10 protein-coding genes are annotated in these 15,508 nt (G+C 54.9%); 6 read left to right on the top strand and 4 right to left on the bottom strand.

The window, feature by feature from the left end; translation table 11 throughout:
• Positions 1-233 precede the first annotated feature (233 nt).
• Complete coding sequence (locus ACGY09_RS02265; RefSeq protein WP_373651708.1) at positions 234-1,418, top strand: alanine--glyoxylate aminotransferase family protein; 1,185 nt, start codon at positions 234-236, stop codon at positions 1,416-1,418.
• Positions 1,419-1,554: 136 nt separating this feature from the next.
• Here ACGY09_RS02265 and dapF read toward each other — a convergent pair whose 3' ends face one another.
• From dapF to ACGY09_RS02250, 3 genes are all read right to left on the bottom strand, one after another.
• Positions 1,555-2,400, bottom strand: coding sequence for a diaminopimelate epimerase (gene dapF, locus ACGY09_RS02260; RefSeq protein WP_373651709.1), 846 nt, complete (start codon positions 2,398-2,400; stop codon positions 1,555-1,557).
• 115 nt (positions 2,401-2,515) lie between these two features.
• Positions 2,516-4,117 (bottom strand): amidophosphoribosyltransferase, encoded by a 1,602-nt coding sequence (locus tag ACGY09_RS02255; RefSeq protein WP_373651710.1) that lies wholly within the window; start codon positions 4,115-4,117, stop codon positions 2,516-2,518.
• A gap of 382 nt (positions 4,118-4,499) precedes the next feature.
• Positions 4,500-4,988: a GNAT family N-acetyltransferase gene (locus ACGY09_RS02250; RefSeq protein ID WP_397570311.1), complete on the bottom strand. Its 489-nt coding sequence runs from the start codon at positions 4,986-4,988 to the stop codon at positions 4,500-4,502.
• A gap of 1,142 nt (positions 4,989-6,130) precedes the next feature.
• Here ACGY09_RS02250 and ACGY09_RS02245 point away from each other — a divergent pair.
• From ACGY09_RS02245 to ACGY09_RS02225, 5 genes are all read left to right on the top strand, one after another.
• Complete coding sequence (locus ACGY09_RS02245) at positions 6,131-7,240, top strand: DUF1559 domain-containing protein (protein WP_397570310.1); 1,110 nt, start codon at positions 6,131-6,133, stop codon at positions 7,238-7,240.
• Between the two features lie 246 nt (positions 7,241-7,486).
• On the top strand, positions 7,487-7,945 hold the full coding sequence (locus tag ACGY09_RS02240) for a hypothetical protein (RefSeq protein ID WP_397570309.1): 459 nt from the start codon (positions 7,487-7,489) through the stop codon (positions 7,943-7,945).
• A 77-nt stretch (positions 7,946-8,022) separates the two neighbouring features.
• Positions 8,023-9,753 (top strand): tetratricopeptide repeat protein, encoded by a 1,731-nt coding sequence (locus tag ACGY09_RS02235; protein WP_397570308.1) that lies wholly within the window; start codon positions 8,023-8,025, stop codon positions 9,751-9,753.
• A gap of 298 nt (positions 9,754-10,051) precedes the next feature.
• Positions 10,052-12,328, top strand: a complete 2,277-nt coding sequence (locus tag ACGY09_RS02230) for a transglutaminase family protein (RefSeq protein ID WP_397570307.1) — start codon at positions 10,052-10,054, stop codon at positions 12,326-12,328.
• Positions 12,329-12,505: 177 nt separating this feature from the next.
• Positions 12,506-13,669, top strand: a complete 1,164-nt coding sequence (locus tag ACGY09_RS02225; RefSeq protein WP_397570306.1) for a glycosyltransferase family 4 protein — start codon at positions 12,506-12,508, stop codon at positions 13,667-13,669.
• Between the two features lie 117 nt (positions 13,670-13,786).
• Here the strand turns inward: ACGY09_RS02225 and ACGY09_RS02220 are convergent, their stop codons facing one another.
• Positions 13,787-15,301 (bottom strand): HTTM domain-containing protein, encoded by a 1,515-nt coding sequence (locus ACGY09_RS02220; protein ID WP_397570305.1) that lies wholly within the window; start codon positions 15,299-15,301, stop codon positions 13,787-13,789.
• Positions 15,302-15,508: the final 207 nt, after the last annotated feature.

The raw sequence follows: 15,508 nt of genomic DNA, 5'->3' as shown, positions 1-15,508 counted from the left end.
TTCTGCTCACACGAAGGAGACGGGCATGAGATGGGCAGGCAGCACTGCTTGAGCCGTCCAGTCACTTCAGCGAAATCTTTGTCAGTTGAATCGCGTGCGAATCTTCATCACTGTTACGGCCGTATTTTATTTGAAAAGGTGCGACGGTCGCCCATCCTGGCTCTCTCCGTCGCTGGCATTGACTGGTTCCCCGCAATCTAACCTCCATCCTCTTTAGAGAGTCACCGAAAACGATGTCTACCGGCATTCCTGCTCCCGTCGCTCCCCCCCGTCGAATTCTCATGGGCCCTGGTCCGAGCGATATTCATCCTCGCGTGCTGCTGGCGATGGCCGCTCAAACGGTGGGCCACCTCGATCCGTACTTCCTCCGGATCATGGATGAAACCCAGGGGATGCTCCGACAGGTTTTCCGCACGCAGAACAAATTGACGCTTGCTGTCAGCGGAACGGGCAGTGCCGGGATGGAGACTGTCGTTGCCAACCTGATTGAACCGGGCGACAAGATGATCGTCTGCGTGAATGGTGTGTTCGGTGGTCGAATGGCCGATGTGGCAGCCCGGTGTGGCGCCGTCGTCATCCAGCTTGACCGCCCTTTTGGAGACATTTTCACGACGGAAGAGATTGAGAAGGCGGTCAAGGAACACCGTCCCAAAGTTGTGGGAATCGTCAACGCAGAAACGTCGACCGGTGCCTCTCAACCCGTCGAGGACATTGCACGCGTCTGTCACGAAAATGGAGCCCTGATTGCGGTCGACTGCGTGACTTCACTGGGCGGTCAGCCCGTTGAAGTTGATGCCTGGCAGCTGGACGCCGTCTACAGCGGTACGCAGAAATGTCTCAGTTGCCCGCCGGGGCTGGCACCCGTCACATTCAGCGATCGTGCCGTCGCCGCCATCGACGCGCGTAAGACGAAAGTCCAGAGCTGGTATCTGGACATGCAGATGGTGAAGGATTACTGGGGAAGTAATCGTGCCTACCATCACACGGCGCCGATCAACATGAACTATGGCTTGCACGAAGCGCTGCGAATCGTTCTTGAGGAAGGCTTGGAAGCTCGATTCGCACGGCACACGCGGAACCATCTCGCGCTAAAGGCAGGCATCAATGCCATGGGGCTTGAGTATGCGGTGAAGGAAGGGCAGCAGCTGCCCATGTTGAACGCAGTTCGAATTCCTGAAGGAGCTGATGACGCTACGGTACGAAAACAACTCCTCAATGAATTCGGCATCGAAATCGGGGGGGGACTCGGACCGATGAAGGGAAAAACCTGGCGCATCGGGTTGATGGGTTCAGGTTCCAGCGCTGCAAACGTCCTTGTTTTCCTTGCGGCACTGGAAAAGTGTTTGCGGGATCAAGGATTGAAAACACCTCCTGGAGCGGGTGTCGCTGCCGCCAACGCCGCATTCCGTCAGTCCTGATCAGCAGGACGACGAACTTTAGAAATGGAAATGGGCACGTCCCGGACGTGCCCATTTTTTAATGCCTGACAATCCCTAGGGCCATCGCGATGCTCCCACGAGGCGCGTGTTCCCATCGTGTCAAATCAGAGGGACTTTACGCGCGATGTGGTTTCCATTCGCCGCTGAAGACTTCTGTTGCCGGGCCCGTCATAAAGACGTCACCGCTTGCGGACCATTCCAGCTTCAGATCTCCACCGCGAAGATGCGCCGTAACCGACCGTTCTGTTCGACCGGTCAGTGCGCCGGCGACCGCTGCCGCGCAGGCACCGGTCCCGCACGCCATCGTCTCGCCACTGCCCCGTTCCCAGACTCGCATGTTGAATTCCGTGGGAGAAATCACCTGAATGAACTCGGCATTCACCCGGCGAGGAAAAGCGGGATGCCGTTCGATCATCGGTCCGATGCGCAGCACCCAATCGTCATTCAGTTCATCGACAAATGTGACGCAGTGGGGGTTGCCCATCGACACGCAGGTGACAGAGATAATCTTGCCACCGACGTCGAGATCGACATTCTTCGGTGGATCACCCGGTAGTAACGTCGGGATACGGTCTGATTCGAGAATGGGGGCACCCATATTGACTCGAACCTGCTCGACGAGCCCATTGGATCCCGGCGTGAGTTGCATCTTCAATACGCCACGCAGCGTTTCGATGTTCAGTTCAGGCTTCTTCGAGATCCCTCGATCGTAAACAAATTTGGCAACGCACCGAATGGCGTTCCCACACATCTCAGATTCGCTGCCATCGGCATTGAACATTCTCATGCGGGCGTCAGCGACTTCGGATGGGCAGATCAGGACGATGCCGTCACCGCCGATTCCCGTATGTCGATCACTCACCGCAACCGCTGTTGAGACGATATCTTCCGGGATGGGCTCCTGAAAACAATCTACATAAATGTAGTCGTTTCCTGCCCCATGCATCTTTGTAAATCGCATACAGTCTTTCTGGTCGGAAATCGACGGCTGGCATTCATTCAATCTCGTGGGACGAACAGAGCCTGATCCGTCAGTCTGGCGAAAACGAGTGCGAGTGACCGGTGGCCCGATCAGATCATTTCACTGTCGCGACGAGTGGCGTGTCAAAGACCCGCGTGCCGGAACACCCTTTACCGCAGTTGGTACTGATATCTTCTTCGTACAGTTTTCTACCCGCTTCGGTGGGGTATCGTCCGTCCACGCACGCCTGACAGAGCGACGAAACGGGCAATTCGATACTGCGGGCGATGGCACCACGCGACAGATATCGCAGGCTGTCTGCACCAATGGCATTCGCCATTTCCTGCTCAATCTCGGGGGTCAAGTCTTCGCCGGGCTCCAGGAACCTGGGGGCAAAAAGCTGTCCGGTCGTCGACATGTCGATGCCGTAAAAGCAGGGAGCGACGATCGGGGGGCAAGCGACACGTACGTGCACTTCTTTAGCGTGACCACGTTCCCGCAACTGCGAGATCAGAACTTTCATGGTGGTCGAGCGGACGATCGTGTCTTCCACGAGCAAGATCCGCTTCCCCGCAAGGACTTCCGGCAGGGGGGTATATTTCATCCGGGCTTTGTCTTCGCGGTTGGTTCCTTCGATGAAGGTTCTTCCCATGTAACGATTTCGGATCAGGCCTTCGAGGCACGGGACACGAAGCGTGTATGCCATGCTGTCGGCAGCAGCCTTCGCGGTGTCCGGGACCGGGACGACGATGGTATCGCCATCATCCAGAGGACACACCGGATTGTTCCGCTCTTGTCTGGCGAGTTCTTCGCCCAGTTGCTTTCGAGTCAGATAAACGCTGCGGTCGTCGAGAGTACTGGCGACATTCGCGAAGTAAATCCATTCGAAAAAGCAGTGTGCCCGGCTGGGACTGGCAACGAACTGTTTGACTTCCAGCTTGCCATTCTGAATCAGTACGGCATGCCCGGGCGGGACATTCCGAATCGATTCCTGTTTGAAACCAAGATTGGCCAGGGCCACACTTTCACTTGCACATGCGAACAGTGAACCCTCGACGGCATAGCACAAAGGCCGGATGCCCAGAGGATCACGCGCGGCGAACATTTCGCCCAGAGCATTCATGAATACGACGTTCCATGCTCCGTCAAGTCGCTCGCTGAGGTGTGAAAGGACTTCCAGCAGCGTCGGCTGACGGTCACCCGACAGCAGCTGGGAAATAATGTGCATCAGCACTTCGGTATCGGTGTCACGAGCGAGATGGAAGTTCGGCTGAGAGAGGATTTCTTCCTTCAGTTCCTTGTAGTTCGCCAGTTGGCCGTTGAAGCCAAATGCGAACCATTTGTGCTTTTCGATGTGATGGCGCTCAAAAGGCTGTGCATTGCCGCGATCGTCCCCGCCACATGTGGCATAGCGTACATGTCCAATGGCGGCCAGTCCTTCGTACTGATCCATCAACTTCGTGGCTTCGTTCTGCTGGTTCAGATTGAAGACCTCAGTGACCGTTCCCACGTCCTTGTACGTGTCGAGCAAACGGGCGTGCCCGGGGCGGTAAACTGTCATTCCCGCAGCGAGTTGTCCGCGGTTTTGAATCTCCAGCAGCAGCCGTGGCATATGCCGTGACACTTGGTTGGGATCTTTTTTCGGAGCCAGTCGACTGGTCTCTCCCGGCAGATGGTAGATCGCGGCAATACCACACTCGTGATAGAGGTCGGCCACAGCGTTTCCTTGGAGAAGGGATTCTTGTCACGTGACTCAGGTTCCGGCAATTATTCTACACCCGAACCCAAGTCTCGCCTTGAATCTTTTGACAGCATCGCGTTTGACAATATCAAAGGAATCAATCATTTGACTCATTCCCAATGGCGTTTATCGGGAACGTACGAAAGCATCATTTAACAAAACGATGGGGATACAATCCCTGTGCCAGAATCCTCAGGTGCATGATTTTCACAGATAATACTCCGTACCGAGTCGCACTCCAACCATCGGACGAAGAACTTCTCGGGATCGAGACAATCATTTCGGGTTGACGCAACTCCGCTCGGCTTTCCCTGCCGAAACTCGCAGAGAGAGCGTTGTTTGCAGCCACTCATCAATATCATCCGTTCCGTTCGAAAAAACGCTCCAGCACCACATAGCCCGCGTGTGTCAGTCCAAGAGTCGCGTAGACGTTCAGTGCCGCTGCGTTGTGCTCTTCTGCGTAAAGCCGAAGTCCAATGACCCCCGGAGTCTGTCGTGCAAGTTCCTCCAGATACTGGAAAAGACGTCGAAAAACGCCGCGCCTCCGAAACTCCGGCAGCACATAGACGCTTTGCAGCCACCAGATCTCACCGTTCCTCCAGTCACTCCACTCCCGCGTGTGCATCAACTGTCCGATGATTTCACCCCCGATCTGGGCGACAAAATAGCGCCCATGCTGGGGGTTTTCGAGCAGAGTTCGTACCCCCCTTGTGATCTGGTCGTGTGACAGCGACTTGTTTTCGGTTTCGTGAGCGAGCCGCTTATTGAATTCCGAGATGACGTCGCAGTCCTCGGCGACAGCGACGCGAATACGGATGTCAACCTGATCGCCCAAATTCTCTTCCATCCTGATATTCCGTGCATTGGGGTGACGAAAATTGAACAATTCGCTTCGAGTTTTCGATTGAGTGTTTCGCGAACTCGTGATGGTGTTTCTTCCGGCCTGAATCTCTTCCCGCTGGCAAGAGGATTTAGGAGGTTGAGGGCGTTGCAGCAAGTCCTCTGATTGAGGGTTTATCTCCGTCGACATCCAGAACGTGGTGGGATCGACTCGCGCTGGCAGATTGCCCAGTTTCGTGGGAGTGCGTTCCTATGGTAGAGAGGGGGGGAGTTGCGGAGCAGACACCACGACCTCGTTCCTGTCAGAAAACCCGATTGGACACTCTGGGATCGACACTGCCCTGTCTTGTGCGGAGGCATTGATTGAACGACCAACGCCCTCCAGAGGCCATTCTCCGTCGAATAGCAATGGCCGGCCGTTGTGCGGCAATCTGCCGTTACTCTGCAGCGTGCTGGAGGAGCTGGGAATGAGTCACGGGTGGAAGCCTCGCAGCGCGCAGGTCGGTAGCTGAAATTACGGCACTCGCCGGAATGCCAACCGGTTTCCCCAATTGATCCCCCGCAGGAAACCACCGGAGAACGGGGCCGCTCGCCCTGGCCATTGCGGCCGAATTGAGATGGGCACGACTGCGAACTCCGTCACCGCCACGATCGAGGGAATTACGAAGTACGACGTATTCTGACACTTGAAGTGTAAGTGCGCTCGATGTGGCCTGACCTCGCGGCATGGAAGTCGATTCCACAAGCGATGCAGGCAGACTCCGCTCTGAACCGAAGGTGGCAGAGGCACGACCGGTCCGCCCTGTAGGTACGTTCATGGGAGATTGGCTCTGGATCTTTGCTGAATGGGCCAGCGGACTCCTGCACAAATGTAGAGGATCAATTTGAAGAGGATGATGCTTGCCCGCCGTGAAGGACGAGTCCGGATTTGTTTGAGATTTTAGGAAAACGTAATCAGACGATATTTAAACTTTCGTAAGATGATGGGTATAGTAGAACCCACTGGCATTCGCCCCCTTCTTAATCTGATCTTTCTGTCATCTGATCTTTCTGTCGATATTCAGTTCTGATTCATGCTTTGACGCGCGAGGTAGGCGCCCTATCCCGACAGCGAGTGTTCTATCGATTCTTGAACAGGAGCATTGTTGAATGTCTTTGACAAATGGAAGAACGCCGAGGCGGCAGCGAGGATTCACACTGATTGAATTGCTCGTTGTTATTGCGATCATCGCCGTGTTGATTGCACTTCTGCTGCCCGCAGTGCAGCAGGCGCGCGAGGCGGCTCGCAGGACGCAATGCAGGAACAACCTGAAGCAATTGGGGTTAGCTTTCCACAACTATGAAGGGACTTTTGGCAACTTTCCCGGTGCGCTGTATGTGGTGAGCGAACAGAGTGGCCCCAGCATTGGCCAGGGAGTCGACAACCAGCCTGCCGGCAGAGCGGATTTCAATGTTCACGCTTGGCCAGAACTGATTCTGCCATACATTGATCAAACAAATCTTTACAACACGATTAATTTTAATGTGGCGATGGGATTCGGCTCAGCCACGGGCGGTGCTCCACCCAACTATGGCAAAGGGGGAACTTACAGCGGTACCCAGAATTTTGCTGCCATTGCCGGTTCGGTGATTCCCTCTTTCATTTGTCCCTCGACTCCGCGATCAGGAAATCTTCGGCCAGCTTATCTTGATGATTGGCTGACGGACGAGTTCGGTTCACCGATGTACCATGCAGGAGGGGCTCTGGACTATGTCGGTATGGCTCCTGCCTGGACGATGAATCAAAACCTTGGTGCGGCAGGAAACTTCTATACCGGGGCCATCCTCGATTGTGAGACCGGAGACGGTGGGCCTTACAGCTGCGGGGTGAGAATCTCTCAGATCACGGACGGTACTTCGAACACTTTGATCTGTGGCGAGTCTTCCCGACCGGATTCCAAAGAATATGCCATGGGTAAAGTTGTTGGAAATCTCACCGATGAGGACGTCGGGTTGATGGGTGATGCCTGGAACGACTGGCAGCACTCATCGGGGCACTTCATGAGTGCAATCGCTCCGGGAAGTATCCGTGGTGCGAAGGCCGACGGCGATTGCACCATCAACTGCAATAACAAATGGAACTTCTATAGCTTCCACGTGGGCGGTGCCCAGTTTGTGATGGCCGATGGAGCCGTCCGATTCATCAGTCAAAACGTTGATCGGCTGACCATGAATCGAGTTTATATCATGGCAGACGGTGCCCCAGTGGGTGAATTCTAAAAAGACTTCACATCTCGACAAACGATCCATCCGTAGGGGGCAGAGTCTGCCTTCGTCATTTCAGTTTTCAGTTCGGACTCAGGTCCTTGCAGGGAAACGCAAAACGAACGAAGGTGGAAACTGGCCCCTTGTTCCTCAGTTGATATCGACAGAGTAAATCACAGCGTCCCTTCTGCTTCGACGAAGCAGGAGGGATCTTACCACAGACGGAATCAGTTGCTTCGAGAAAAAGGACCCGGCAGGGAAATGACGGCAATTAGAAATCTCTTTCTGGCTTGTGCTTTGACTTCCCTTGCTTCAGGCTGCGGGAATGGCAAAGCGGATATGTCCGAGGCGCGTCTGGAGAAAATGGCCGGCGGATCTCTGGAGAAAGTGGTACCAACAAGCGGGATCGTCACCATCGACGGCGAACCCCAAGGAGGCGTGAATGTCTATCTTTACGATAAGACGCCGACAATCGTCCTGAAAAACTGCCGAACTGACGATGAGGGGCAGTTCTGTTTTACGTCGTATCTCTCGTGCGATGGACTGAAGCCGGGTAAATATAAACTTGGGTTTGAGTATGTACCGAAAATGAAAAAGAACGGCACCGGGGTCGATTTGTTCAGCGGCAAGTACAAGAATCCGGTAAAAAATGACTTCAAACTGATCGTCGAAGAGGATAACCCGCAGACGGAGTTGACGTATGAATTGAAATTGAAATAGTCGCTCACGTTCGGATATGGTGGAAGGGCTACATCCGTTTGTGTGACTCGATCGGCTCAATTTCAAAAAGTGACGTCATGGCGGTTGCACCGGTTCAACCTGCAGAAGGTCCTCCAGGGTTTCGGAGAGAGGGGGTTGGATCCAATCATTCCAAGCCCGGCGGGCAATGGATTTTCAATCCTTGGATCGATGCCCTCTTCATCCTGCTGACTCCTCTGGTGGCGTGGCCGGCAGTGCTGATACTCAGTTCCTCGTCGGAACTGATGTCGGCAGAAACTCTGTCGCTCATCGTCACCGCATTTTTTGCGACTGGGCACCATCTCCCTGGTCTGATCCGCGCTTACGGCGACCGGGATCTCTTCCATCGATTCCGCTGGCGCTTTCTCATCGCGCCGCCTCTGGTTTTTCTTGCCTACTTTCCCCTCTACACCTATCACTACAATCTTTACCGACTGATCATTCTTGTCTGGGCGACCTGGCATGGGCTGATGCAAGTTTACGGCTTTGTCCGTATTTATGATGCCAAAGTCGGCTCGAATTCAACGGCGACCGCCTATTGGGACTGGCTCGTCTGCCTGTGCGGATTCATCACTCCGCAACTGTTTCGTGACGAACATGTCGGGACGACACTCGGTCATTGGTATTCCGCGGGCGGACTCTGGCTCTCTCTTCCCGTATTTCAGGCTCTCCGCTGGGCAAGTCTCTTCGTATCAGCAATCGCGTTAACCGGGTTTTCGGCCAAGTACATTGCTCAGATCGTCCGTGGGAAGCAGGTCAGTCCGGTCAAGCCGCTGATGTTGGCGAGTGGGATCGGATTGTGGTGCTTTATCATGCTGTCGGTCGAGAACATGTTGATTGGGGCAGCCCTTTTCGACATCTGTCATGATTTGCAATACCTCGCTATCGTCTGGATGTTTAACTGTCGTCGAGTGAGCTCAAACGTCAATCTTGGGCGGTTCATGACGTTTCTCTTTCGACGTGGCATGGTGCTGCTTTATCTCAGCCTGATTACGGCCTATGGCGCCATCGCGTTTGCAGGGAGTCTGGTTCTGGACGGTACGCTGAGTCGAGTCTTTTACGGGCTGCTGTTCACCTCGACGATCCTTCACTACTACTACGACGGTTTCATCTGGAAGGTCCGAGATACGACAAATCGATCTGGCCTGGGACTGAGCAGCAATGGGGCGTCCGCATCGCAGCGGTCGCTCGCCCATAGCGGCTTCTGGCATCTGCTGAAATGGAGTCCGGTGATCATCGGCCTGGTCATCATGTTCGCAACGGATATGAGTGACCCTGAGCTGACAACAGCGCAGAAGAACGACCTCGAACGAGTCTACGGCCACTCATTGATGGGGAAATCCGTTCTTCCGAAAGGGGAACAAGAGAGGATTTGGCTGTCCTCTCACTTCCAGCAGACACAGGCGATTGCGGACATCATTCCGGATGACATCAAATCCCAATTGAAGGCGGCCGTCCTCCTCGCCAATTTTGGCCGCAATGATGAGGCCCTCGCGCGATTAGAAAAGATACTCTCCCGCCACCCCGGTCACAGTGAATGCAATCTTCTACTCGGGGGAATTCATCTCTACAGAGGCGAAGTCGACAAAGCCTCGCAGTACCTGGAAGCAGCTGTCGATTGCGCGACGACAGCGCGGGATCGTGGAGCTGCCCATATCAAGCTGGGAGAACTTTCCGCTTACCGCGGCGATCAGGAATCAGCTCAACATCATTTTGCTGAAGCGGTACGCAGTGATCCCTCACTGCAAAAAGTTGTCGATGGAATTCGGTCCGCCAACCAGAATCGCTGAAGTGACCTTGAACTTTAGTCTCAAACATTGGCGACCCTTGCGTCCTCACGTTCGCTCATAGGCCACGGCCCAAAAGTACCTCCTTTTCGGCTCCTGATGCCTCGTAATTCAGCTCGGCACATCAGCAGAAGAATGGCGACGGGCGGCCCATTCCGGCCGAAGGACGAAATTTCCAGCAGTGAATCTGACTGTTGGGTGATTAACCCGTCTGATTCTTTCAGTTGAACAACGAAGTTCGACAGACGTAAAATTGGCTCCGCTGCAATCCAGTTCGAGATTCTAACCTGAGGGACTTCGCATGATTTTTGGAACTCGAACGGCGATGCAAAAAATGGCTCGATATTTTGTGCTTTTCAGTCTGGTTCTCGCCCCCATGTCGCTCTGGGCTTCCGATGCGGCGACATTGGTCACTCCGGCCCCCAACAACCTCGAAGTCCCCGCGAAAGCACCGGTGGAAAAATCGGTTCAAGAGTTGGCTGCGACGGTGAAGAAATCGGTCGTCGTCGTGACGTTTACCGGCCGTGACGGACAGAGGCAGGGACTTGGAACGGGTTTCATTGTCTCCGAAGATGGCCTGATCGCGACGAATCTGCATGTGATTGGGGAAGCACGGCCAATCCGGGTGGAGTTGCTCGACGGTCGGAAATTCGATGTTGCGGCCGTTCATGCAACCGAGCGGTTCCACGATTTGGCTCTTTTGAAGATTGACGCTACCGACCTGCCGGCGCTCCCGTTGGGCAATTCTGATGAATTGCAGGAAGGACAACCCGTCGTCGCTATCGGTAATCCACTGGGACTGGAACGGAGCGTTGTCAGTGGAGTCCTTTCCGGACGCCGCGAGATTGATGGTCGGTCAATGCTGCAGATTGCTCTGCCGATTGAACGGGGAAATAGTGGGGGACCTCTACTCGACCTTCAGGGACGTGTGCATGGGCTTCTAACGATGAAGTCGTTAAAGACCGAAAATCTCGGATTTGCTATTGCGGTCAATGCTTTGAAACCGCTGCTTGAAAAGCCGAACCCGGTTCCAATGTCTCGTTGGCTGACCATTGGGGCAATGGACCCGGCGGAATGGACCGTACTACCCGGAGGCCGTTGGCGACAGCGCGCGGGCCAGATTGTCGTCGATGGAATGGGGGGAGGGTTTGGAGGACGCGCACTGTGTCTGGCGACTGAACCAACGCCGCCCGTTCCCTATGAAGTTGCAGTGCAAGTGAAGTTCTCACCAGGCGATGGCGCAGCAGGTCTCGTCTTCAATGCAGATGGTTCCGACCGACACTACGGATTTTATCCCAGCAACGGCGGTCTCCGTTTGAGTCGCTTTGATGGGCCCGATGTTTTTTCCTGGGCCGTTCTCAGAGAAACTCGCTCACCCCACTTCAAAAAAGAGGGCTGGAACTCGCTGAAAGTTCGCGTGGAAGCCGAAAGAACCCTCTGTTACATCAACGGGGAACTGATCTTTGAAACGACCGATTCTGCTTACAAAAGTGGACGAGTTGGTTTGTGCAAATTCCGCCAGACTGAAGCCCAGTTTAAGGGATTTCGCGTCGGCGAATCGCTCAGCGAACCCCGCATCTCCACCGAGTTACTGACCCGGGTCACCTCGACGCTGGATGCACTGCCCGCAGACGATGAATCGAAGGCTAGGGTCGTCAGGGAACTTGCCCGGGAAGACTCGAGTGTGATCGATATCCTGGATGAACAGGTCAAAGCTCTCGAGTCACGCGTCTCACAGCTCAAGCGTCTCGCGAGCGACATCCACCTGACGCGGACGCTCGCCGATTTTCATGCGGCGACAGCGGCAGAGCCAGTCGATCTGCTGCGGGGGGCGTTGCTGATTGCAAGACTCGATAACCCGGAACTGGAGATCGAAAATTACGTCGCGGATGTCGAGCGTCATGCCCGGCAAATCAAAGAAGGGCTGCAAGCGGACGCTTCCGAATATCAGCGGTTGGCGGCTCTCAATCGATACCTCTTTGAAGAACAGGGATTTCACGGAAGCCGGACAGACTACGACAATCGTTCGAACAGCTACGTAAACGAGGTTCTTGACGACCGGGAGGGGCTTCCCATCACTCTTTCGGTTCTCTATATCGAAATCGCGAAACGGGTGGGGCTGAATGTCGTCGGTGTCGGAATGCCCCGTCATTTTCTAGTACGTCATGAACCGCGAGAAGGTTCCTCTCAGTTGGTGGATGTATTCGAAAGAGGACTTCTACTAACCCCCGCCGAAGCTCAAAACAAGTTCGAGGCACTCAGTGATGTTCCCTGGCGTGACTCGTACCTGGACACAACGACTCCGAAAGCCATTCTGGAACGCATCCTTCGCAATCTCTTCAGTAATGCTGCTGACGAGCAGGAGATTGATCGGATGATTCGTTATACGGACGCCATCCTCGTCCTGTCGCCAAACTCGGGGCAGGACCATTTCTATCGCGGCGTGCTCAGCTTCCAGGCTCGCCGCTGGCATGACGCACGTGCGGAAGTGGAATGGTTGATGACTAACGATTCCAATGTCAGTCGAACCGAGGTCGAACGGCTGTCGCAGGCCATCGAAAGCGAGTCGCAGAAGTAGTTCACGCGGTCCGTATCGGGATAAGACCGTGCGATGACGGCGGCCTAGGGCGTGAGACAGGCTTCCTCTGGTGATACCATTTGCCTTCCATCCCCGACAAACACGAAATACAGGCAGTCCCCGCGCCTCCAGTGGCTTGGGCTGCCGCCTGACAATTTTGAAGACAGTAAGTTCCTGATGCACATCGTCCACTACATTACCCGTCTGATTGTCGGCGGTGCACAGGAAAATACGCTTCTCACCGTGGAAGACCAGCATCATCTGCATGGTGATCGAGTCACGCTCATTACAGGGCCCGGAATCGGACCCGAAGGTTCGCTGGAACCTCGCGCTCGGAATGGTGGGATCGACTTGCGGCTGATTTCCGCATCGCAACGGGCAATTCATCCCTGGAACGATTGGCAATCCTATCGAGAACTGCTGCGACTCCTTCGATCCATCAAGCCGGACCTGATTCACACGCACTCTTCCAAGGCGGGCATTATCGGTCGATTTGCGGCAGCCCGTCTGAAGCTTCCCTGTGTTCATACGATTCATGGAGCGTCATTTCATTTCGGGCAGAATCGACTTGCCTTTCAGGCCTATCAGCAGTTAGAGCGATGGGCGGCCCGAGCGACCGATCGATTCATTTCCGTCTGTGATGCCATGACGGATCAATACGTTGCCGCAGGGATTGCTCCGCGCGAGCGGTTCGTGACCGTCTACAGCGGGTTTGACGTGGATCCCTTTCTGAATCCTCCACGTTCTCCTGAAATCGTTCGTGCGGAACTGGGGCTGAACTCAGACCACATTGTGATTGGAAAGGTGGCTCGCCTCTTTCCGCTGAAGGGGCACGAGTACGTTCTCAAGTCCGCGCAGGCAATCGTTGATCACTGCCCTGCGGTCCGTTTCCTGTTCGTTGGAGACGGCATCCTCAGGCCAGAGTTTGAGCGAGAGCTTGAAGCCAGGGGACTGCGAGACCACTTCGTTTTCGCAGGGCTGGTCCCTCCCGAACGGGTACCGGAACTGATTCACGCGATGGACATTGTCGTTCACGCAAGTGTTTGGGAGGGGCTCGCGAGGGTCCTTCCTCAGGGACTGATTGCTGGCAAGCCGGTGGTGAGCTTCGATATTGATGGAGCAAAAGAAGTCATCACGACTAATCAGACAGGGTTTCTCGTAGAACCTCGATCGGCCCCCGGGTTGACGTCCGCTTTATGCCAGCTTGTCGATGATCCCCTGCTGCGGAGACGACTTGGTGAAACCGGGCGAGCCATGTTCACGGACCGCTTCCGGCATCAGACAATGACCCGGGAAATTCGCGAGGTCTACGCCTCTGTGCTGGCGAACCGCCGTCCGTAGTCCGTTTGCGATCACGTCGTCATTAACTTCATCCGCGATTGAAACAGGAACACGACCGACCCGCAGCGCCGGTCGGCCATGTTTATATGAACTGAGAATTCAGAGTCGTTCGTTCTTTTACCGTGAGGCGACGGTTCCGTATTTTGGAAGGACCTGGAATTTCTTCTTGATCACCGGGCGACCTGCCGTCTCGATGTTCAGGGTGTAATCCCCCGGCCGAAGTTCATTGGGAATCGAGAAGTACATATTGACCCGGAACATTTCCCGTGTGGCGATTTCTCGCTTTTTGTCGACGATCCGGTTCTCTTCATCACGAATCTTGCAATCGATGACCAGGTCTTCGTGGGGCGGGATCAGACTGCATTGGGCGATCATGTTTTCGCCCTGTCGGAATGACGTTCGTCGATTGGCAACGATGTCGCTGACAAGGAACGTGCCCATGTCGACAGCGAAGAACTTGTCAAAATCACGCTGTGGTGTCACCGGGGCCAGAAGCTGGCGAGCTCGTTCAGGCTCGATCGCGGTTAACTGATAACGCCCTTCCGGACGACGTTCTCCATAGGGATCGAACTGGTGTTCGATCTGAATTCCGGCCAATGCGACCAACGGGAATGCGGTTGCGAAGACGATACGTGCAGAAGATTTCCATTCCGGGCGACTTCCCATCGCAGACCGAATTTCGATGAGCTTCTGCTGGGCAACCTTCAGCCAGCTTGAGTGACGGATCTTTCGTCGCAGCCAGGCACTTGATTGTTGGACATCGTCTTCATCGATGAAGGCCATGTAGGTGCAGTAGCAGACCATCGGGAACATCAGCAGGCCCAGGGTCAGGGTCGTCATAAAGTGAAACAGCACCCCGATGGGCAGCACGATATGTCGCCAGTAGCTTTTCCACGAACAGAAGATGAACATCAGTTCGAAGACGACCGTGACATAACCAAACGCGACGAGCATTACCGGATAGCCGGCAAGAATTTCTCCCAACCGGTGTTGGTAGTTGAGATGTGTCAACATCCAGTACTGCAACTGATCTCCCGTGAAGAACGCCGGGGTGTGAAGTTTGGTAACGCCCGCACCAAAGTAGACGACTGCAATGTGAAACTGCATCAGCCGGCGTGGCCAGGCGGCAGACTTAGGGTACGCGAACCTGGGTTTTGTGGGATCCAGGTTCTGGCGTCGGCGAGCCATCCAGGCGTCGACGGACCAGATCGAACCGGCCTGAGAAAGCGAAAGGATTAGCAGCATATGCGTGACCATCGCGGTGTACTTCGTCATCGTACTGACGCAGTCCAGCATACTGAAGTAGGTCATCAGAACGCAGGAGACCACGGCGGACGCTCTTGAGCACCAGCCGATGCTGAGTGTCACCAGCGAGAAAATCAGCATCGCGTACAGTGCCGCGACGACGGTGCCCGAGAATTCCGGCAGCATGTCGATATAGCCGAATCCGACGGAAACCTGAGCGGTCGCTCCATCGGCGGAATAAAGCTCGCGACAGACAGACCATCGCGGCAGGACCATGCCCATCAGTACCAGCGGCAAACAAATGCGACACAGTGCCAGTCCGAAGGGGACCTCCTCTGCGTAGAAAAACTTTCGAATCCGATCAGCGGCTTTCTCGGTACTCATCATTTGTACGACCTCTTCTATAAATGCCCCTGCTTGACCGCTCGTGCTTCGTTCAGCTCGGTCAACTGTCAACGCAGGCAGCGTGGTGCTCTTGCCCACACTGACGACTGATCTTGCCTGTCCCGACGAATTCGGCGGATGCGAGTGCTTGAGTCAGGGACGCCCCCAATCCTCCAAGCATCATGAAAAACTGGGCTGCTCAACGGATTT

This window comes from Schlesneria sphaerica, from assembly GCF_044336245.1.
Taxonomy (GTDB): domain Bacteria; phylum Planctomycetota; class Planctomycetia; order Planctomycetales; family Planctomycetaceae; genus Schlesneria; species Schlesneria sphaerica.
Note: the sequence above shows the minus strand (reverse complement) of the source record. Positions and strands in the feature narration are given on the sequence as shown.